Source organism: Kitasatospora sp. NPDC085895, assembly GCF_040702125.1.
GTDB lineage: Bacteria > Actinomycetota > Actinomycetes > Streptomycetales > Streptomycetaceae > Kitasatospora > Kitasatospora arboriphila.
Genome location: NZ_JBFBJY010000010.1, coordinates 87,892 through 108,076 on the forward strand (window position 1 = coordinate 87,892; position 20,185 = coordinate 108,076).

Annotated in this window: 14 protein-coding genes; 6 read left to right on the forward strand and 8 right to left on the reverse strand. The window is 75.1% G+C overall.

Translation table 11 applies throughout. The features are described 5' to 3' along the window. Positions 1 to 5: 5 nt before the first annotated feature. Positions 6 to 860 carry an AraC family transcriptional regulator gene (locus AB0442_RS09120; RefSeq protein WP_366161738.1) on the reverse strand — a complete coding sequence of 285 codons (855 nt, stop codon included), beginning with the start codon at positions 858 to 860 and terminating at the stop codon, positions 6 to 8. 97 nt (positions 861 to 957) lie between these two features. On the opposite strand from AB0442_RS09120, the gene AB0442_RS09125 reads away from it, so the two are divergent. After that, positions 958 to 2,733 (forward strand): glycoside hydrolase family 35 protein, encoded by a 1,776-nt coding sequence (locus AB0442_RS09125; RefSeq protein ID WP_366161739.1) that lies wholly within the window; start codon positions 958 to 960, stop codon positions 2,731 to 2,733. A gap of 38 nt (positions 2,734 to 2,771) precedes the next feature. Here the strand turns inward: AB0442_RS09125 and thpR are convergent, their stop codons facing one another. The 3 genes from thpR to AB0442_RS09140 all read right to left on the reverse strand — a co-directional run bounded on the left by thpR (position 2,772) and on the right by AB0442_RS09140 (position 5,590). Continuing rightward, positions 2,772 to 3,365, reverse strand: coding sequence for an RNA 2',3'-cyclic phosphodiesterase (gene thpR / locus AB0442_RS09130; protein ID WP_366161740.1), 594 nt, complete (start codon positions 3,363 to 3,365; stop codon positions 2,772 to 2,774). A 135-nt stretch (positions 3,366 to 3,500) separates the two neighbouring features. After that, positions 3,501 to 5,024, reverse strand: coding sequence for an MFS transporter (locus tag AB0442_RS09135; RefSeq protein ID WP_363540831.1), 1,524 nt, complete (start codon positions 5,022 to 5,024; stop codon positions 3,501 to 3,503). Between the two features lie 131 nt (positions 5,025 to 5,155). After that, positions 5,156 to 5,590 carry a MarR family transcriptional regulator gene (locus AB0442_RS09140; protein ID WP_366161741.1) on the reverse strand — a complete coding sequence of 145 codons (435 nt, stop codon included), beginning with the start codon at positions 5,588 to 5,590 and terminating at the stop codon, positions 5,156 to 5,158. Positions 5,591 to 5,858: 268 nt separating this feature from the next. On the opposite strand from AB0442_RS09140, the gene AB0442_RS09145 reads away from it, so the two are divergent. Further along, entirely contained in the window at positions 5,859 to 6,827 is a 969-nt protein-coding gene (locus AB0442_RS09145; RefSeq protein WP_366161742.1) for an MHYT domain-containing protein, read from the forward strand. Positions 6,828 to 6,895: 68 nt separating this feature from the next. Here AB0442_RS09145 and AB0442_RS09150 read toward each other — a convergent pair whose 3' ends face one another. Continuing rightward, positions 6,896 to 8,587, reverse strand: a complete 1,692-nt coding sequence (locus AB0442_RS09150; RefSeq protein WP_366161744.1) for a hydrogenase maturation protein — start codon at positions 8,585 to 8,587, stop codon at positions 6,896 to 6,898. Positions 8,588 to 8,948: 361 nt separating this feature from the next. After that, entirely contained in the window at positions 8,949 to 10,415 is a 1,467-nt protein-coding gene (locus AB0442_RS09155; RefSeq protein WP_363540827.1) for an NCS2 family permease, read from the reverse strand. 264 nt (positions 10,416 to 10,679) lie between these two features. On the opposite strand from AB0442_RS09155, the gene AB0442_RS09160 reads away from it, so the two are divergent. Beyond that, positions 10,680 to 10,988 carry a DUF2530 domain-containing protein gene (locus AB0442_RS09160; RefSeq protein WP_366161745.1) on the forward strand — a complete coding sequence of 103 codons (309 nt, stop codon included), beginning with the start codon at positions 10,680 to 10,682 and terminating at the stop codon, positions 10,986 to 10,988. 53 nt (positions 10,989 to 11,041) lie between these two features. Further along, positions 11,042 to 13,471: an HAD-IC family P-type ATPase gene (locus AB0442_RS09165; protein WP_366161746.1), complete on the forward strand. Its 2,430-nt coding sequence runs from the start codon at positions 11,042 to 11,044 to the stop codon at positions 13,469 to 13,471. 53 nt (positions 13,472 to 13,524) lie between these two features. On the opposite strand, the gene AB0442_RS09170 is transcribed toward AB0442_RS09165, so the two are convergent. After that, positions 13,525 to 16,815, reverse strand: coding sequence for a molecular chaperone Hsp90 (locus tag AB0442_RS09170; protein WP_366161747.1), 3,291 nt, complete (start codon positions 16,813 to 16,815; stop codon positions 13,525 to 13,527). 111 nt (positions 16,816 to 16,926) lie between these two features. Beyond that, positions 16,927 to 17,808, reverse strand: a complete 882-nt coding sequence (locus AB0442_RS09175; RefSeq protein WP_344622612.1) for a DUF3027 domain-containing protein — start codon at positions 17,806 to 17,808, stop codon at positions 16,927 to 16,929. Positions 17,809 to 18,315: 507 nt separating this feature from the next. On the opposite strand from AB0442_RS09175, the gene AB0442_RS09180 reads away from it, so the two are divergent. Together AB0442_RS09180 and AB0442_RS09185 are read left to right on the forward strand one after the other, a co-directional pair. Further along, positions 18,316 to 19,599, forward strand: a complete 1,284-nt coding sequence (locus AB0442_RS09180) for an MFS transporter (protein WP_363540823.1) — start codon at positions 18,316 to 18,318, stop codon at positions 19,597 to 19,599. A 60-nt stretch (positions 19,600 to 19,659) separates the two neighbouring features. Then, on the forward strand, positions 19,660 to 20,178 hold the full coding sequence (locus AB0442_RS09185) for a hypothetical protein (RefSeq protein ID WP_344622527.1): 519 nt from the start codon (positions 19,660 to 19,662) through the stop codon (positions 20,176 to 20,178). The last annotated feature ends 7 nt before the right edge of the window (positions 20,179 to 20,185 follow it).

Here is a 20,185-nt window from a genome sequence, read left to right on the forward strand (position 1 = left end):
CGAGGTTAGTCGGTCGCCGCCCCGGCCCCGGCACTGCCCCGTGGCGGGAGCTCCCCCCGCTGCTCGCGCTCCCGGAAGACCGAGGGGGCGACGCCGACCCGGCGGGTGAACAGCCGGGTGAAGTACGCCGGGTCCTCGTAGCCCACCCGGCGGGCCACCGCCGCCACCGGCAGCTCCCCGGCGGCGAGCAGCAGCTTGGCCTCGCTGAGCCGCACCGCCAGCAGGTACTCCTTCGGGCCGGTCTCGCCCACCGCGCGGACGGCCCGGCGCAGCCCAGCCACCGTCAGCCCGGCCCGGCGGGCGTGCTCGGTCACCGGCAGCGGCAGGAAGGCGTCCCGGCGCAGCGCCTCCAGCACGGTCCCGCCGCGCGGGTCCAGGTCGGCGCGCTGGCGGTGCAGCTCGACCAGCAGCTCGTGGACCGCCGCGGCGGCCTCGGTGTCCACCAGCGGTCCGCCGCGGCGGCACGCGCCGGCGATCCGGGCGATCACCCGCTGGGCGCGGTCCGCGGCGAGCAGCGGCACCACCGCCTCGTCCGGCAGCAGGCCGAGCTCGGCGTAACCGGCCAGGGCCGGGCCGGTGAAGTCGACGAAGGACTCCGACCAGCCGCCGGCGTCCGGCGCGTAGTGGTGCGGCACGCCCGGCCTGAGCCAGACCACCGCGGGGGCGGCCACCGGGCGGCGGGAGCCGTCCGGCACGGCGTACCAGCCGCGGCCCGCGGTGACCACCACGGCCACCCAGCGGTCCAGGGTGCGCGGCCCGACCACCGGCAACCGGCCGCGCTGCATGCCGACGCCCAGGCACGCGAGCCCGGTGGCCAGCTGGGCCGGACCGGGGGTCAGGTAGTGCCACCAGCGCTGCACGGCTCACCTCCGGGAACGGGCGGTCGGGGACGACAGTCCAACACCCGTCCGGGGTTTGTCCATGGCCGCGGCCGGGTCGCCCCGGCAGGCTGGGGGCATGCTGACCTACGACTCCGCGGGCTTCCGGCTGGACGGGCGCCCGCTGCGCATCCTGTCCGGCGCCGTGCACCACTTCCGCACCCGCCCCGAGCAGTGGCCCGCCCGGCTGGCCGCCGTCCGCGCGATGGGCCTGAACACCGTCGAGACGTACGTCGCCTGGAACCTGCACGAACCGGCGCCGGGCCGGTACGAGCGGACGGCGGAACTCGGCGCCTTCCTCGACGAGGCGGCCCGGCAGGGGCTGTGGGCGATCGTCCGGCCGGGCCCGTACATCTGCGCCGAGTGGGACAACGGCGGGCTGCCCGGCTGGCTGACCGCACGGGTCGGACGGCGAGCGCGGACGTCCGACCCGGAGTACCTGGCGGCCGTGGACGCCTTCCTCGACGAGCTGATGCCCGGCGTGGTCTCCCGGCAGGTCGACCGGGGCGGGAACGTGCTGATGGTGCAGGTCGAGAACGAGTACGGCTCCTTCGGCAGCGACACCGGCTACCTGCGGCACATCGCGGACGGCCTGCTGCGGCGCGGCGTCACCGTCCCGCTGTTCACCTCCGACGGACCGGAGGACCACATGCTCACCGGCGGGACGCTGCCCGGCGTGCTCGCCACCGTGAACTTCGGCTCCGCCCCGGAGGACGGCTTCGCGGCACTGCGCCGGCACCGGCCCGAGGACCCGCCGTTCTGCATGGAGTTCTGGAACGGCTGGTTCGACCACTGGGGCCGCCCGCACCACACCCGCGACGCGCAGGACGCCGCCGACACCCTGCGTCGCGTCCTCGCCGCCGGCGCCTCGGTCAACCTCTACATGGCGCACGGCGGCACCAACTTCGGCACCGGCGCGGGCGCCAACCACGCCGACCCGCCGTTCAACTCCACCGCCTGGACCCACTCGCCCTACCAACCGGTCACCACCTCCTACGACTACGACGCGCCCCTGGACGAGCGCGGCGCACCGACCGCGAAGTACGCGCTCTTCCGCGGGGTGCTGGCCGACTTCGCCGCGGCCCACCCCGACGAGGCGCGCTTCCTCGACGACCGGGAACCGGCACTGCCCGAACTGCCGCCGGTGCTGGAGGCACCGCCCGTCGCCCTCACCGAATCGGCCGCACTGCCGTTCGGCCCGGCCGTCCACGCGCCGGTGCCGCCGCGCTTCGAGGAACTCGGACTGGAACACGGGCTCGTCCGCTACACCGCCCGGGTGCCGGCCGGCCGGCCGGACCTGCCGCTCACCGTCGAAGGGCTGCGGGACCGGGCCGTGCTCCGGGTGGACGGCGTCCGGGTGGCCGACCTGGAACGCGGCGTGGCCCCGCCGGAGCTCGCGGTGCCGGGCGGCGTCGCGGTCGAGCTGCTGGCGGAATCGCTCGGCCGGGTCAACTACGGGCCGCTGGTGGGCGAGACCAAGGGCGTCGACGGCGTCCGGCACGAACGGCAGTACCTGCACGGGTGGCGGGCCGAACCGCTGCGGCTCGACCCGCTGCCGCCGGCGGACTTCGGGCCGGAACCGACGGACGGGACGGGGGACGCGGCACGCCTCGCCCGCGGGGTGCTCGACCTGACGGACACCGGGGACGCGTTCCTCGCGGTGCCGGGGGGCGTGCGCGGATACCTCTGGGTCAACGGATTCCTGCTGGGCCGCTACGACGCCCGGGGCCCACAGACCACGCTCTACTGCCCGCAGCCCCTCCTCCGTCCCGGCCGCAACGAGCTCACCCTCCTCGAACTCGGCGACGCCCACCCCCGCAAGATCGAACTCCGCCCCGCCCCCGCCCTGGGCTGAACGGGGAAACCCCCAGGGGCGCGTGGGGGTACTCCGTTCTACTCCGCCTGCCAGTGGGCGAGGGGCCAGGTGGTGAGGGTGCGGTAGTGGGAGGGGCCGAAGCCGGTCTCGCTGAGGACGAGGTGGATCTCCCCCGCCTCCCACTCCAGCCCGCGGAACCCGTCCAGCCCCGCCGCGAGGTGCTGCAGCTCGGCCGCGGCGACCCGCTGCTCCGCCCGCCGACGCCCGCGGCCGGACCCCGCGCGGGCGAGCGTGAGGTGGGGGTGGAAGCCGTACTGGTCGGTCTCCACGCCGACCTCGCCGACGGCGCCCCGGACGGCCTCGGCGAGCCGCCGCAGTGCCCAGACCTCGCCGTCCACGCCGGCCCAGAGCACCCGGTCGCCGAAGGTGCCGCCGCCGGCGATGCGGAGCCGGTGGGCGCCGTTCTCGCCGGCCGTGCGGGCGAGGACGGCCTCCAGGGCGGGCACCTCGGTGACCGGGATCTCGCCCAGGAAGGCCAGGGTGAGGTGCCAGCCGTCGACCCCGCTCCACCGCAGCCGGTCCGCGCCGGGCCGTTCGCGGAGCGCGGCCGCGGCGTCGACCAGTTCCTGGACCGCCTCGCTCGGCGGGTTGACCGCCACAAAGAGCCTCATGGCCCCATCTTCCCCGTCGGCCTTCCCGGTCGGAGCCCTTCCGCCGGCCGGATCGGAACCGGGGGCTCGAGGACGGTGACGACCGTGACGGCGCCCCGGCCGGCCCCGGTGGACGGGGGCCGGCCGGGCCGGGCCTCAGCAGGCGGTGGCCAGGTCCTTCTTGGGCAGGGTGCGCGGCACCACCGCGACCACCCGGCGGCCGGCGCCCGGGTGCAGGTCGACCCGGACCTTCAGGTCGGCGGCTCGGGCCAGCACCACGGCGATCACGGCCGCGGCGGCGGCCGAGACCAGGCCGCAGGCGAGCAGGCCGAGCCGGGGCCCGTAGGCGGCGGTGACCCAGCCGACGAGCGGGGCGCCGATCGGGGTGCCGCCGGTGAAGACCAGCACCAGCAGGCCCATCACCCGGCCGCGCACGGCGGGGTCGGTGCCCAGCTGGAGCGCCGAGTTGACCGAGGTGTTGAAGGTCAGGCCGAAGACGCCGATCAGGGTGAGCAGCGCGGCGAAGGTCCAGTAGCCGGGGGCGAGCGCGGCCAGCACCTCCAGCGTGCCGAAGGCGACCGCCGCGCCGACCAGCCGGCGCAGCCTGGGGGCGCCGCGGCGGGCGGCGAGCAGGGCGCCCGCCAGCGAGCCGACGGCCATCGCGGTGTTCAGCAGCCCGTACTCGCCGGCGCCGACCTTGAAGGTGTCGTAGGCGAAGCCGGAGAGCAGCGTCGGGAAGTTGAAGCCGAAGGTGCCGATGAACCCGGCCAGCACCATCGGCCAGAGCAGCTCGGGCCGCTCGCGGACGTAGCGCAGGCCCTCGCGCAGCTGGCCGCGCTGCCGGGCGACCGGGGTGGAGGGGCGCAGCTCGCTCTCGCGCATGGCGAGCAGGCCGCCGAGGACGGCGGCGAAGGAGAGCGCGTTGACCGCGAAGGCCCAGCCGCTGCCGACCGCGGCGATCAGCAGGCCGGCGACGGCCGGTCCGACCAGCCGGGCGGTCTGGAAGTTGGCGGCGTTCAGGCTGACCGCGTTGGCTAGGTCCTTGGCGGGCACCATCTCGCTGACGAAGGCCTGCCGGGTCGGGTTGTCGACGACGGTGACCAGGCCGAGCAGCAGCGCGAAGACGTAGACGTACCCGGCCGTGACGGCGCCGGTGACGGTGAGCACGGCCAGCCCGGCGGCGAGCAGGCCCATCGCGCCCTGGGTGGCGAGCAGCAGCCGGCGCTTGGGCAGCCGGTCGGCGAGCACGCCGCCCCACAGGCCCAGCAGCAGCATCGGCAGGAACTGCATGGCGGTGGTCACGCCGACCGCGAAGGGGCTGCCGGTGAGGCTCAGCACCAGCCAGTCCTGGGCGATGCGCTGCATCCAGGTGCCGGTGTTGGAGACGACCTGGCCGGCGAAGTAGTACCGGTAGTTGCGGATCCGGAGGGAGGAGAACATCCCTCCGGGCCGGGTGAAGCGGGCCCCGGTGGGGCCGTCCCCCGCTCGGGTGGCGGCGGGGGCGGATGCGGCGGGGGTGACCGCCGCGGGGCGTTCGTCGGGGTCGTCGTCGCCGGTGCCGGGCAGGCCCACGGGGGCGGGCGCCTGGCTCTCGGCGGTGGCAGCGCGGTCGGCTGCGGGGTCTGCGGCGAGGTCGTCGGTGCGGGTGGCGGCGGCGCTGGCTGCGGCCGGCGGTGTCAAGGTGGTCTCCCCTCGGGGCGCGGCGACGGGCAGGTTCGTCGCCGCGCGGCTGTTCTCTCGGATGTGTCCTGCGGTGATGCGGTGCTCCTTCGTTCGGTTGCCGTGAGACGTCGTGCCGGCCGGGGTGCGCGTCAGAGGTGGGCGAGTTTGTAGAGGGCCGGTGCCGCTGCGCGGATCAGCGCCCACTCCTCCTCGCTCAGCCCTTCGGCCAGTTCGGCCAGCCAGGCGTTCCGCCGGCGTCGGCTCTCCGTGAGGATCGCCTCGGCCTGCTCGGTGCTGCTGACGACCACCTGGCGGCGGTCGTCCGGGTGCGGCTCGCGCCGCACCAGCCCCTTCTCCTCCAGCATCGCGATGATCCGCGTCATCGACGGAGGCTGGACGTGCTCGCGGCGGGCGAGCTCGCCGGGGGTGGCCTTGCCGCAGCGTGCCAGGGTGCCGAGGACCCCCATTTCGGTGGGGCTCAGCGACTCCTCGACGCGCTGGTGTCTCAGCCGGCGGGCAAGGCGCATCGTGGACGACCGCAGCTGGCTGACGGCTGCGAGATCGTCCTCGGACATCTCGGGCATGGTCCTTAGCCTATGTCATTACTCTCGCTAAGGAAAATCCTTTACCATCGGCGTCGCCGCAGCACCCGTCGCGGTGCGAAGACCGGCGGGACATCGTGTCGACCTCCGGTGACAAGATCTTGGGCCAAACGTGAAGTACCGCTACTGACCTGCGAGTTCACTGAATCTCCCGGCGTTGCCCACGAGCGGAGCAGGTCGCTATGGTTCGAACTTGTCAGGAACACAGCACGCCGGCACTGTGCACCCCTACTCCGCCCCGGGAGTCCTCTTGGGTCACATCCACCACGCTGTCTACGGCTGGGTGACACCGGCGTTCTCGTACCTCGTCGCATGTCTCGGCGCCCTGGTGGCGCTGCGCAGCACCCGCTGGGCGCTGATCACCGAAGGCCGCTCGCGGCGCAACTGGCTGCTGCTCGGCACGATCTCCCTCGGCGGCGGCATCTGGAGCATGCACTTCGTCGCCATGCTCGGCTTCGCCGTGAGCGGCGTCGAGATCCACTACGACGTCCCGCTGACCCTGGTCAGCCTGCTGGTCGCCATCGGCTTCGTCGGCATCGGCATCTTCACCGTGGGCCAGAGCACCCACCGGCGCACCGCCCTGCTGGTGGGCGGCGTCGCCACCGGGCTCGGCGTGGCCGCCATGCACTACCTGGGCATGGCCGCGATGCGGCTGCCCGGCCGGATCGGTTACGACCCGGTGCTGGTCGGCGCCTCGATCGGCATCGCCGTCCTCGCCGCCACGGCGGCGCTCTGGGCCGCCCTCAACATCCGGGGCACCGGGGCGGTGCTGGCCGCCTCCCCGGTGATGGGCGTGGCCGTGTGCGCCATGCACTACACCGGCATGATGGCGGTCTCCGTCCGGCTCTCGGACACCGAGCACGCCCCGCCCGGCCCGGTCGCGCTGCAGTTCGTCTTCCCGCTCGCGGTCGGCTTCGGCACGTACGTCTTCATCAGTGCGCTGGCCTTCGCGGTGGCGCCGAGCAAGCACCGCCCGGTGGTGACCGGGCCGGCCGCACCGTTGCCGCCCCGTCCCGCCGCTGCGCGGCGCGCGCCGGACGACTGGCCGCAGTGGCCGCTGCGGGACGGCGGCGCCGGGCCGGACCTGTTCGCCCCGGGTGCCGGGCAGACCGCGCAGAGCGGCCGCCGCCGGGCCCGTCCGGCGCAGTCCGCGCCGGTGAGCGGCCGGGTCGTGCCCGCCTGGTCGGGTCCGCAGGCCGACGGGCAGTCGCAGTACTGAGCGCGCAGCACCCACGGCCGGGGGCCGGTCCGCCACGGGGGCGGGCCGGCCCCCGGCCGTTCGCCGGGTCAGCCGCGCAGGTGCTCCGGGGTCGCGGCCGGGCAGACCTTGTGCACGAAGTCGCGGCGCAGCCGGTGGTACGGCTCGTCGGGGGCGGTGAAGTTGCGCCGCATCCGGGCCAGCTCCTCGGCGCGGTAGGCGGAGAGCGGCTTGGCGGCCTCGTCGGCGGCCCGGCGGCGCTTCTTCTCCAGCAGCCGGGCGCCCAGCTCGGGCGCGTCGGCGAGCGCGGCGGCCTCCCGTTCGACCCAGCGGCGGAACTCGGCCGCGCTGCCGCGGCGCGCCCGGTCGACCAGTCCGACCGCCTCGGCCTCCCGGGCGCCGACCGGCAGCGCGGCCGTGGTGAGCCGGTGGGCGGTCTCCTCGCCGACCCGGCGGGGCAGCGTGTACGTCCAGTACTCGGAGCCGTACAGGCCCATCAGCCGGTAGTGCGGGTTGAGCACGGCGGAGGCCCGGCACCAGACCTCGTCCGCGGCGGCGGCCAGCATCAGGCCGCCGGCCGCGGCGTTGCCGGCCAGGGCCGCGACGGTGAGCTTGTCGGTGGTGGTCAGGACCGCCTCGACCAGGTCGTCCATGGCGTTGATGTTCTGCCAGGACTCCTCGGCGGGGTCGGCGGCCGCCTCGATGGTGTTGAGGTGGATGCCGTTGGAGAAGAAGTCCCGGGCCGGACCGAGCACCAGCACCGCGGTGGGCCGGGCGCAGGCCTCCCGGTAGGCGGCGAGCAACCGGCGGCACTGCCCGGTGCTCATCGCCCCGCCGGGGAAGGCGAACTCCAGGTACCCGACGCCGGCCTCCTCGCGGTAGCGCAGCTCGGACCAGGTGCGGCGGCGGGCGGCGTCGTAGGGGGTGACGGGCACCTCGGGCACGCCGTCGAGGAGGCTGCCGAGCACCTGCGCGGCGGGCAGCTTGAAGGTGGCCGGGCCGCCGGGGGTGCGGCGCGGACGCAGCTGCGGGATCCAGACGGCGCCGTCGGTGGTGGCCCGGCAGATCGCGCCCTCGCGGGTGGCGAGGACGGCGCCGGGGGCGCCGCGCAGCAGGTCCTCGGGGTGGCCGCCGTGCAGGAAGTGCTCGCGGCCGTACAGCTCGTCGAGGACGCCGGGCTGGGAGTCGCCGGAGCGCAGCTTGCGCAGCACGGTGGCGGTGTCGTCGGCGGCCCAGTCGATCCGCCGGTACTCCTGGGCGTGGTACGGCCGCGGCCTCCCGCGGACGTCCCAGCGGGCGTAGTCGAGCGGCTCGGGTTCGAACCAGCCGCTCCCGTACCGCTCGACGGCGAGCAGCACGGCCTCCACGGCGGCGTCGGCCACCTCGGTGCGGTACGCCTCGCTCTTGCCGCAGGCGGGCAGGGTGAAGGGGACGGACGCCCAGATCGGCCCGGCGTCCATCTCGGCGACGGCCTGCAGGACGGTCACGCCCCACTCCTCGGCGCCCTCGTGGATGGCCCAGTCGAGCGAGGACGGCCCGCGGTCGCCCTTGGGGCCGGGGTGGACGATCAGGACGGGGATCCTGCGCCAGACGTCCTCCGGCACCGCCCGGGTCAGCATGGGCGCGAGGACGAGGTCGGGCCCGAACCGTCCGACGGCGGCGCGGACGGGCTCGTCACCGAGGGCGAGCTCGACGGCCACGGTGTGGCCGCGGTCGCGCAGCTCGGTGTGGACACGCTGGGTGAGGCTGTTGAAAGCGCTGGCGACCAGCAGGATGCGCAAGGTGGCCCTCCGACGACATGTCACGGTGGTGGGGGTGTCCCGACCGGTCGGCTCCGAATGCCGCAGATGCCTACCCGGGAGCGCTGCCGGCGTCACCGGGTCGGGGCCACGGGGTCGGCCGAACGGGCCGCCGCCGGGCGGGGTCGGGCCATCCAAGCATGGTCATGCACACGCAACATGCCAGATCGGGGCGGGTCTACGGCCCCTGCACAACACCCGCCCGGAACGGCCGACCCCTCCGTCGAATCGGCGCCGGATCGCCACCCGTACGCCCCCTTGTGCGCCGGTCCGCTCCCCCACCCGGACATGCCGAGGGCCCTCCCCCGGGGATCCGGTGGGAGGGCCCGTACGGCGGTGGCGGTCAGAGCAGGCCGAGCGCCGGCATCAGGTAGTAGAAGGCGAACACCGCGGACACCGCGTACATCGCCGCGGGCACCTCGCGGCCGCGGCCGGCCGCCAGGCGCAGCACGCAGAAGGCGATGAAGCCCATGCCCAGCCCGTTGGTGATCGAGTAGGTGAACGGCATCAGGACGATGGTCAGGAACGCCGGGATCGCGATGGTGTGGTCGGCCCAGTCGATCTCCTTGATCGAGTTGGCCAGGATCAGGAAGCCGACCGCGACCAGCGCCGGGGTGGCGGCCTGCGCGGGCACCATGGTGGCCACCGGGGTCAGGAACAGCGCGAACAGGAACAGCACGCCGGTGACGACCGAGGCGAAGCCCGTCCGGGCGCCCTCGCCGACGCCCGCGGTGGACTCCACGTAGCAGGTGTTGGCCGAGCAGGAGGTGGCGCCGCCGGCCGCGGTGGCGATGCCGTCCACCATGAGGATCTTGTTGATGCCCGGCAGGTCGCCCTTCTCGTCGAGCAGGTGCGCCTCGTCGGCGACGCCGAGGATGGTGCCCATCGCGTCGAAGAAGCAGGACATCAGCACGGTGAAGACGAACAGCACACCGGTGAGCGCACCGGCGTGGTGGAAGCCGCCGACCAGGTCGACCTCGCCGATCAGGCCGAAGTCCGGGGCGGCGACCGGGCTGCCCGGCCAGGTCGGGACGGTCAGGCCCCAGCCCTGCCCGAGGCCGACGACCTGCTCGATCACCAGGGCGGCGACGGTGGCGACGACGATGCCGATCAGGATCGCGCCGGGCACCTTGCGGACCAGCAGCACCAGGGTGAGCAGCAGGCCGAGCACGAAGACCAGCACCGGCCAGCCGAGCAGGTGGCCGCTGCCGCCGAGCTGCAGCGGGACGGTGGTGTGCGCGGCGTCCGGGATCCGGCTGACGAAGCCGGCGTCGACCAGGCCGATCAGGGCGATGAACAGGCCGATGCCGATCGCGATGGCCTTGCGCAGGCCGAGCGGCACGGCGTTCATCACGCGCTCGCGCAGGCCGGTGGCGACCAGCAGCAGGATCGCGAAGCCGGCCAGCACGACCATGCCCATCGCCTCGGCCCAGGTCATCCGGGGGGCGAGCTGGAGGGCGACGATGCTGTTGACGCCGAGGCCGGCCGCGAGTGCGATCGGCACGTTGCCGATGACGCCCATCAGCAGGGTGGTGAGGCCCGCGGTGAGCGCGGTGGCGGTGACCAGCTGCCCGCTGTCGAGGTGCGCGCCGGTCATGTCCGTGGCGTTGGCCAGGATGATCGGGTTCAGCACCAGGATGTAGGCCATGGTGAAGAAGGTGGCGACGCCGCCTCGGATCTCCCGGGGCAGCGTGGAGCCGCGCTCGGTGATCCGGAAGAAGCGGTCGAGCACACCGGTGGGGGGCTGCGGTGCGGCGGAGGGCGCGGACGGCGCGTCGAGCGCGGACGTCGGCTGGGCCTGCGGAGACATGCGGGGTCCTCGTCGGGTGGGGGCACGGACGGGGGTGGTGACGGCGGGACCCGGGGCTGCACTGACCCGGTCCACCGGCGGCCTGCCGGACGGGCGGAATGACGCGCGTAGCAGCAACCGGAAGCCCAAGTATGAGTTTTCGCTCGTTCGCACGCCATCTTCGCGCGTAGAAGAAGGCCCTTACGGCCATCCGCCCGCAGAATCGGTCGTAGGGCGCCCGCCACCCCTGCACCGGAGGCTCCTCGTCCCCGTACCCTAGGGGCCATGCCCAAGACCCCGCTGCGCCCCTCGCCCCCGCCGCTGGAGGCCAACGACGTCGCCATCGTCGGCGGCGGCACGGCGCTGTGGTTCGTCGCCTTCCTCGCCCTGCTGCCCTTCAAGGGCACCCTGGAGCAGCACGGCCACGGCACCTGGCCGTGGATCTGCCTCTCCGGCGGCCTGCTCGGCCTGATCGGACTCTGGTACTGCCGCGCACGCCGGGACGCCATCCGCCGCGCCCGGGCCGCCGAGGCCGCGACCGGGGCCGGGACGGGCGCGGAGAGCCCCGAGGGCCCCGCCACTCGTCTGGACTGACCGCCCCCTCGGCGGAGCGGCACCGGTCCGGGGCCCCACCTAGAGTCGGACCCATGACGCATCCCGCGGAGGGCACGGCCGAGGCAGGACACCCGGGGCCGTCCGGGCGTCGGGGCGGGCTGACGGCGGCCGAGGTCGCCGAGCGGGTCGCCCGCGGACAGGTCAACGACGTCCCGGTGCGCTCCAGCCGCTCCGTCCGCGAGATCGTCCGGGCCAACGTCCTCACGCGCTTCAACGCCATCATCGGCGTGATGTTCGCGATCATCCTGGTGGTCGGCCCGATCCAGGACGGTCTGTTCGGCCTGGTCATCGTGGCCAACACGGCGATCGGCATCGTCCAGGAGCTGCGGGCCAAGCGCACCCTCGACAGCCTCGCGCTGATCGGCGAGGCCAAGCCGCAGGTCCGCCGGGGCGGCGCCGCGCTGGCCGTGGCCACCTCCGCGGTCGTGCTCGACGACACCGTGCTGCTCGGCATCGGCGACAAGGTCGTCGTCGACGGCACCGTCACCGAGGCCGACGGTCTGGAGATCGACGAGTCGCTGCTCACCGGCGAACCCGACTCCGTCCTCAAGCGCCCCGGCGACCAGGTCATGTCCGGCAGCTTCGTCGTCGCCGGCGCGGGCGCGTTCACCGCCACCAAGGTCGGCCGGGAGGCCTACGCCGCCCGGCTCTCCGAGGAGGCCGCCAAGTTCACCCTCGTCCGCTCCGAGCTGCGCAGCGGCATCGACGAGATCCTCAAGTTCATCACCTGGCTGCTGGTGCCGACCGCGCTCGGCCTGATCGTCAGCCAGCTCGCGGTGGAGCGCAACGACTGGCAGGAGGCCGTCCGCCGGATGGTGGCCGGGATCGTGCCGATGGTGCCCGAGGGCCTGGTGCTGCTGACCTCGGTCGCCTTCGCGATCGGAGTGATCCGCCTCGGCCGCCGCCAGTGCCTGGTGCAGGAGCTGCCCGCGATCGAGGGGCTCGCCCGGGTCGACACCGTCTGCCTGGACAAGACCGGCACCCTCACCGAGGGCGGGATGGACCTGCTGGAGCTGCGGCCGCTCGCCGACGGCCGGGCCCGGCACGGCGCGCCGGAGACCCTCCGCGAGGCGCTCGGCGCGCTCGGCACCGCGGACGCCCGCCCCAACGCCTCCATGCAGGCCGTCATCGAGGCCTACGGCCCCCCGCCGGACGGCCGCTGGCGGGTGGTCGAGTCCGTGCCGTTCTCGTCCGCCCGCAAGTGGAGCGCGGCCCGGCTCGCCGAACCGCAGGGCGGCGAGGGCAGCTGGCTGCTCGGCGCCCCCGAGGTCCTGCTGCCGGCCGGGCACCCGGCGCTGGCCGAATCCGACGGGCTCGGCGCCCGCGGGCTGCGGGTGCTGCTGCTCGGCCGCTCACCCGTGCCGCTGGACGACCCCGACCCGGCGGCCGGGCTGGAGCCGCTCGCCCTGGTGGTGCTCCGGCAGCGGCTGCGCGCGGACGCCGCCGACACCCTGCGCTACTTCGAGCGGCAGCGGGTCCGGGCCAAGGTGATCTCCGGCGACGCCGCGGTGGCGGTCGGCGCGGTCGCCGGCCACCTCGGCCTGCCCGGCGCCGACCAGCCGGTGGACGCCCGCACCCTCCCGCACGACGACCAGGCCGCGTTCGCCGACGCCGCCGACGTGGCGTCCGTCTTCGGGCGGGTCACCCCGCAGCAGAAGCGCGACCTGGTCGGCGCGCTGCAGTCCCGCGGGCACACCGTGGCGATGACCGGCGACGGCGTCAACGACGTGCTGGCGCTGAAGGACGCCGACATCGGCGTCGCCATGGGCACCGGCAGCGACGCCACCCGCGCGGTCGCCCAGATCGTGCTGCTCGACGACTCCTTCGCCACCCTGCCCTCGGTGGTCGCCGAGGGCCGCCGGGTGATCGGCAACATCGAGCGGGTCGCCACCCTCTTCCTGGTGAAGACCGTCTACTCGGTGCTGCTCGCCCTGCTGGTCGTCTTCACCCACGTGCCGTACCCGTTCCTGCCCCGGCACTCCACCGTGCTCTCCACCCTCACCATCGGCGTGCCGGCCTTCTTCCTCGCGCTGGCGCCCAACAACGAGCGGGCCAGGACGGGCTTCGTCCGGCGGGTGCTGCGGTTCGCCGTCCCCGGCGGGGTGATCGCCGGCGCCGCCACCTTCACCTCGTACATGCTCGCCCGGGCCGACGACGGCACCGACCTGAAGGCGGACACCAGCGTGGCGACGCTGACGCTCTTCCTGGTGGCGATGTGGGTGCTGGCGATCGTCGCCCGGCCGTACTCCTGGTGGCGGATCCTGCTGATCGCGGCGATGGGCGGGGCGTTCGCGCTGGTGCTGACGGTGCCCTGGCTCTCCGACTTCTTCCAGCTCGAACTGGCCGGTGTCCGCGACCCCTGGACCGGGGTCCTGATCGCCGGGACCGCGGGCGTGCTGCTGGAGATCGGCTGGCGGGTGATCGTGCTCCGCTCCGAGCCCGCCGAGAACGGCGTGGACTGAGGCCCGTCCGGGCCGGCCGGGGCGCGCGGGTGCGGCCCCGGCACGGGGCGCGGTCAGGACTCGTAGTCGCGGGCGTTCAGCAGCTCGTAGGCGCGGTCCGGCTCGGCCAGCGCGGCGAGGACCTCGAACCGGCGGTGCCACTGGCCGACCGACCAGGCGAGGCCGGCCGCCAGGCCCTCCGGGGTGGCCGCGTGCAGCAGGCCCGGTACCGGCGGCACCTCGAACTCGTCGTCCTCGTCGCCCGCCTCGGCGTCCTCCGGGGCGTACGGCACCTCCGGCGTGCCGGCGGCCGCGTCCCAGCGCCAGTCGACGTGCGCCTCCCCGCCGTCCGGGCCGACCACCAGCAGCTCCTCGTGCTCCTCGTAGGCGGCCGGGCAGCCCGGCAGCAGCTCGCGGACCACGGCCGGCACCCGGTGCAGCACGCCGTCGGAGAGCACCCGGCCGCCCGCCACCTCGCTGGCCAGCGACACGTGCAGCCGCTCGGCGAGGGCCGCGGCCAGCTCCGGGGCGACCGGCAGCACCGGGTGGTCGTGCAGCAGCTCGACCAGGTCCGGCGCGTCGGCGACGACCGCCTGCGCGGCGTCCACGATCACCGTGGTGTCGGGGCGGCGGCCGGTCTCCGGGTCCAGCGGGGCGAGCGCCCGGACGACGTCCAGCGGCTCGACCCGCCCGGCCGGCAGCGCGGCGAGCTGGGTGTGGATGCCGTGCAGCTGGCGGTGGGTCACGTCGGAGGCGTCGTCCACCAGGCGGTCGAGCAGCTCCTCCGGGCCGTGCGGCTCGGCGAGCAGCGCGGCCAGCGTGGTGCGCACCCCGAGGGCGTGCAGGAACTGCTCGTCCAGGTCGGTGCGGGCCTCGTCGTACAGGCCGCGCAGCAGCGGGTCGGCGCCGGCCGCGCGCAGGCCGGCCGGCTCCCGGCCGTCCAGCACCGGGTGGTCGCGCAGCCACCACGCCGTGTACGGCGGCAGGTCGACGTAGCGGCCGTCCGGCAGCAGGGTGCGCACCGGGTTCACCACGGCGTCCCGGTACGGCGGGCGGGCGAGCACCTTCAGCGCCTGCGGCCAGGCCGCGTCGTCGACCAGGTCGAGGTCGCGGACGGCGAGCAGCTCGGCGGCGACCGGCGGCACGCCGATCTCCCCGCTGTCGTCGGCGTACAGCACCTCCAGGGTGTCCTCGCACCACTCGGCGAGGCCGTCCGGGGCCTCGTCGACCAGGCCCGTGGGGGAGCCGCCGGCGGCCCGGTCGGCGGGCACCGTCGGGTCGAGCCGCTCCAGGTCGTCCGGGTCGAGCACCACGTCCTCGGCGCGGACCAGCACGAAGCCGGCCAGTGCACCGGCGGCGGCCAGCACGTCCGGGCCCCAGCGCTCCAGCAGGTCATCGTCGACGTAGGCGGCGTCGCCCTCCCGGGCCAGGTCGGCGAACGGGGAGTCCGGGATGATCAGCTCGCCGGCCCGGGTCAGCTCGCCCTCGTCGTCCGGGAGCGCCAGGCGGGCCAGCCACGGGTGGTCGCCCGGGCCGGCCTCGGCGGCCTTCACCAGCGCGAGCACCGCGTCGGCCAGGTCGACCGCGGCGTCGAAGTCGTCCTCGCCGACCTCCAGCGAGCGGGCGACGGCGGCCCGCACCTCCGGGGTGTCCAGCACGCCGGCCGGGGTCGCCGTCACGGCGCCGAGCTTGGCCAGCAGCGGGTGGGCGGCCTCCGGGTGGGCGAGCCGCAGGTCGAGCAGGCCGAGCGCCTCGGCCAGCGAGTCGGGGTACCCCTCGTAGCCGGCCCAGTCCGCCGGGTCGGAGGGCAGCAGGACCCGGCGCGGGCCGGTCACCGTCCGGCCGTCGGCCAGCGGAACCGGCAGGGCGCCCAGCGCCTCCGGGTCGGCCCCGGCCAGCGCCGCGTACAGGTTGCGCCACCAGGCGGGCTCCCGGTCCAGGCCGCCGAGCTGGTCGACCACCTCGGCCAGCGGCACCCGGCGGACGTCCAGCGCCCGCAGCTCGGGGCGGCGCTCCAGGCCGGCCGGCAGCAGGCCGGGGAAGATCGGCGCCAGCGCGGACACCACCGAGCCGTCCGCGCCCTCCAACAGCGTCGCGTCGCGCGGCCGCAGCGCCGGGGTGCCCTCCTCGACCGGGCCCGGGTGCGGCAGGAACGGCGTGCCGGGCAGCCGGTCCAGGATCGCTGCGCGCAGCGCGTTGTCCAGCGCGCCGTGGCCGAGGCGGCCGGGCACCAGGGAGAGCGAGCCGAGGTCCGCCCCGCGGGCCCTCAGCAGCTCGGCGTAGGCGTCCGCGGCGCGTTCGGTGAGGAAGTCGGTGAGCGGGCCGGGGGCGACGTGGCGGCGGGTGGAGTCCAGCGGGTAGCCGGCGATCAGCAGCGCGGGCACGCCGAGCGGCTCGTCGCTGGGCGTCGGCGCGTGCACCACCGCGGTGGTCCGCAGCGGCTGCGGCACGCCGGTGTCGGAGACCGGCACCGCCCAGACCACCGACCAGTACGGGCGGGCGCGCTCCTCGGTCGTCCGGTCGGCCAGCAGCGGGGCGGCGACGGTGCCCTCGGCGCCGACCGTCTGCCAGACGGTGGCCCGGTCCCCGTCGGTGATGGTGACGGTGGTGATGCCGTCCGGACGCGGGGCGTCCGCGGACCGGGTCAGCGTGCGGACGCCCTCCGGCGTCTCCACCACGATCTCGGCGAGGCCGGGCAGGGTCAGCAGCAGCGCGTCGTCGATCTCGGCGAGCAGACGGCGGGTCAGGTCCTCGGCGGCGGCGTCCCGCAGCGGCAGCACCACCACCGTGTCGTAGCCGTCCGGGGCGGCCCCCTCGGCGGGGAACGGCAGGCGCAGCAGCGGGACGTGGCCCTCGCGGCGGCGCAGCTCATCGGCGAGCTGCGGGCGGGCGCCGACCAGTGCGGAGGCCTCGGACAGCGACCAGCGGACGGACCCGTGCGTGGACAGCACCGCGGGCTCGTCGGCGACCGCCAGCACGGCCGAGAAGCCGACGCCGAAGCGGCCGACGGTGGGGACGTCCTCGGGGCGCTTGGCCGAGGCGCGGAGGGTGGAGAGCGACTCCACCGCGGTGGCGTCCAGCGGGGCGCCGGTGTTGGCGGCGGCCAGCACGCCGTCGCGGAGGATCAACCGCAGCCGGCCCGGGGCGGTGCCGTTGCGGGCGGCGGCGTCGGCGGCGTTCTGGGCGAGCTCGACGATCAGGCGGTCGCGGTAGCCGCCGAGGGCGAGCTCCTCCTCGGCGTTGGCGTCCTCCCGGAAGCGTGCGGGCGCGGCCGTCCACGCGTCCAGGACGCGGTGGCGCAGGCCCGCCGTGTCGAAGACGTCCGCCGCCTGCCCGTCCGTACCGCCGATGATCCGAGGCTCCACTGGCCCTGCCGCCTTCCGCCGTCCGCACCCTGCGTACGTCCGCATTCTCCCCTGCCGGACGGACAGTTCCGACCGCAGGGGACGGCGCACGCGGGGCGGGTGCCCGCTCCGTCAGGAGTGGCCGAGCTCCTCGGCGGGGGCGTCGGGCTCGACGGAGCCGCCGGTGCGGTCGGGATGGAGGGTGAGCGGCTCGACGACGGTCTCGTCGAGGATCAGCTCGGAGGGGGTGGGCGGAGCGGGCAGCACCGCGGCCTCGGAGTGGCCGCCGCAGCCGTACCCGAAGGCGACGACCTGGCCGTCGGCGGGGCCGAACTCGTTGCCGCACACGCCGAACGCCTGGCCGAGCGAGCCGCCGATCGGGATCAGGAAGCCGCAGGTGTCGCAGTTGGCCGGGGCGGCCTGCGCCATCGGCGTCTGCGGGCCGAAGGCGGAGTCCCAGCGTTCCGCGGCGAGGTGCAGGCCGAGCCGGGAGAGCACCCGGGGCCGGGCGAGGCCGAGCTCCTCGGCGACGGCGCCGATCCGTGCGCGGGCCGGGGCGGGCTGGACGTGCGGATCGGTGAGGACGACGTCCTCCTCCGCGGCCTCGCTCATCGCGGAGTTGGGGGCGGGCTCGTCCTCGCCGCTCCAGCCGGGCTCCAGCCGGAGGTCGTCGGCGCCGGTGGGCAGCAGGTCGCCGGGGCCCATGTCGCCGGGGCGCAGGCGCTCGCTCCACGGCACCCACTGCGGGGCGAGGACGGCGTCGTCGCCGGGCAGCAGGACGACCTCGTCGAGGGTGACGTTCTTGGCGCGCGGTGCACGGGCCACGGTGACCGCCCAGTGCCAGCCGCGGTAGGCGGCGTCGAGGCACTCGAAGGTGTGGGTGACCACGCGGTCGGCCTCGGCGCGGACGCCGAGGTGGGCACCGACGGTCTCCGGTCCGACCATCTCGACGGCGGCCTGGCGGGCGAGTTCGACGGCTTCGGCACAGAGCCGGTCGGGGGTACGGCTTCGCATCGCAGCGCTCACGGCGTCGATTCTCTCCCAGTCCTGTTGTCCGGCGGCGGTCCCGCGCACGGCCGGGGCCGTCCGGGGGCGGTGCCCCGCCCGCCGAAGCTGTACGAGGGGCACTTCCTATTCTGCGCGACCCGGGTCCGTCCCCGGCACCGGCCGCGCCGCCCCGCCCGGTCCGTCCCAACCCCGTGCGCGTAGTGCAGGCTACCCGCCGGTCGGCGTCCGGGCACAGTCCGGGGCCGCGCGCGGCGCTCCGCGGAAGCCGCACCGGGTCAACAGTCGTACGGTCGCTGATTCTCGGGCAGGATGGCGTATGTGGCGGACGAGACCCCCTCGCAGCACGGCGTGGACGCTCCGCAGCCGGAGGGTCCCTCGGGAGTGAGGGCTGTGCCGCCGCAGGATCCGGACACCGGCGCCGGAGCTGCCGGGGAGCAGACGCCGCCGAAGGCCGGCAGGCCGAAGAACGCACTGGTCAGGGGAGCTTCCGCGGCGGGTGTGCGGACCGGCCGGATGGTGCACGGCACCGGCCGGCGGATCCGGCGGGCGACGTCGGCGGAGGGCGCCGGCGAGTCGGGGCTGGCGAAGCTGATCGAGCTGCACGCGCTGAACTCCTTCGGCGACATGCTCATCACCGTCGCGCTGGCCTCCACCATCTTCTTCTCGGTGCCGACCGGCGAGGCCCGCGGCCGGGTCGCGCTCTACCTGCTGATCACCATGGCGCCGTTCGCGCTGCTGGCACCGGTGATCGGTCCGCTGCTGGACAAGCTGCCGCACGGCCGCCGTTCGGCGATGGCGATGTCGATGCTGGCCCGGGCGATCCTGGCCTGGACGATGGCCGGGTCGATCGCCGGAGGGGGGATCGCCCTCTATCCCGAAGCGCTGGGCGTGCTGGTCGCCTCGAAGTCGTACGGGGTGGTGCGCAGCGTGGTGGTGCCGCGGCTGCTGCCGCCGCAGTTGTCGCTGGTGAAGGCGAACTCCCGGGTGACGCTGGCCGGCCTGCTGGCGACGATGGTCGCGGCCGGGGTGGGCGGGCTGCTGCACCTGGCCGGTCCGGGGTGGCCGCTGCGCGGCGCGTTCCTGGTCTTCGTGATCGGCACGCTGATGGCGTTTCACCTGCCGCACAAGGTGGACTCGGCCAAGGGCGAGCAGCGTGCGGTGATGCACGCCGAGGGGCACGGCGCCCGGTCGTCGAAGGCGATCCTGCGGACGGTCGGCCCGTCGGTGATCCTGGCGCTGCGGGCGGTGTCCTCACTGCGGTGGCTGGTGGGCTTCCTGGTGATGTTCCTGGCGTTCCTGGTCCGCAAGGAGCCGGTGAGCGGGGTGCCGGAGACGGCGGCGCTGGGCATCGTGGCCGCGTCGGCGGGGGTGGGCAACGCGCTGGGGTCGGTGTTCGGCTCCTGGCTGAAGACCCGTGGCTCGGAGGCGACGGTCGCCGCGATGCTGCTGCTGGCGGCGCTGGCCTCGGCCGCGGCGGCGATCTGGTACAGCCTGCTGACGATCGCCGTGGTGGCGGCGGCCTCGGGCATGGCGGCCTCGCTGGGGAAGCTGGCGCTGGACGCGGTGATCCAGCGGGACGTGCCGGAGGCGGTGCGGACGTCCGCCTTCGCGCGGTCGGAGACGCTCCTTCAGCTGTGCTGGGTCGCGGGCGGCGTGGTCGGCATCTCGCTGCCGCTGAACGCGACGCTGGGCCTGGCGCTGGCGGCGGCGGTGATGACGGTGATGCTGCTGTGGACGCTGCGCTCGCTGTTCAAGGTGGGGTTGCGCGGGACGGCCACTCGGCCACGGGTGGCATAGCCGCGGCGACTCGGCCACCCCCGCGTCGCGTGATCGCGAAAGCCCGGTAGCCTCTTGCCCATGAGCCTCAGCACCCGTGCAATCGCCGCCATCGGCGCCGTGGTCGTGATCGGCGCCGGCACGGTCGGCATCTCCATCGCGCACGCTGCCGACCAGGGCAAGCCCGACGAGCACGTCGTGACCCTGACGGTCGGCCGTTCGTCGATCACCTCGGCGCCGTTCTGCTACAACGACGGCAAGGCGCTGCCGCAGGACGTCCTCGCCAAGTGCCAGGTGGACGCGAAGAAGGCCCGCGAGGCCAACACGCTGCCGTCGACCGACGTGCAGGCCAGCGACCGGATCGGCGTGGGTGTGCCGCCGTCCGTCGCGGACCGCGGCTGGTTCGCCTTCACCGACGGCGGCGCCCAGGGCCAGACCCCGCTCGCGCAGGACACCCGCGGCACCACCTGGTCCGGCTCGGTGGCGGCCTCGCAGGTGCTGAACTCCTCGGGCACCACCACCGTGACGGTCGTCGAGGCCGACCAGAAGACCCAGGAGATCCTGGGCATCTGGTACTTCGACATGAAGACCCAGGACTGACCCTCCG

Bases quoted from the DNA above. Each gene is read 5' to 3' on its own strand.
- AB0442_RS09125 (WP_366161739.1), top strand. From the start codon at position 958: ATGCTGACCTACGACTCCGCGGGCTTCCGGCTGGACGGGCGCCCGCTG.
- thpR (WP_366161740.1), bottom strand. From the start codon at position 3,365: ATGAGGCTCTTTGTGGCGGTCAACCCGCCGAGCGAGGCGGTCCAGGAA.
- AB0442_RS09140 (WP_366161741.1), bottom strand. From the start codon at position 5,590: ATGCCCGAGATGTCCGAGGACGATCTCGCAGCCGTCAGCCAGCTGCGG.
- AB0442_RS09155 (WP_363540827.1), bottom strand. From the start codon at position 10,415: ATGTCTCCGCAGGCCCAGCCGACGTCCGCGCTCGACGCGCCGTCCGCG.
- AB0442_RS09160 (WP_366161745.1), top strand. From the start codon at position 10,680: ATGCCCAAGACCCCGCTGCGCCCCTCGCCCCCGCCGCTGGAGGCCAAC.
- AB0442_RS09165 (WP_366161746.1), top strand. From the start codon at position 11,042: ATGACGCATCCCGCGGAGGGCACGGCCGAGGCAGGACACCCGGGGCCG.
- AB0442_RS09175 (WP_344622612.1), bottom strand. From the start codon at position 17,808: ATGCGAAGCCGTACCCCCGACCGGCTCTGTGCCGAAGCCGTCGAACTC.
- AB0442_RS09180 (WP_363540823.1), top strand. From the start codon at position 18,316: ATGGTGCACGGCACCGGCCGGCGGATCCGGCGGGCGACGTCGGCGGAG.
- AB0442_RS09185 (WP_344622527.1), top strand. From the start codon at position 19,660: ATGAGCCTCAGCACCCGTGCAATCGCCGCCATCGGCGCCGTGGTCGTG.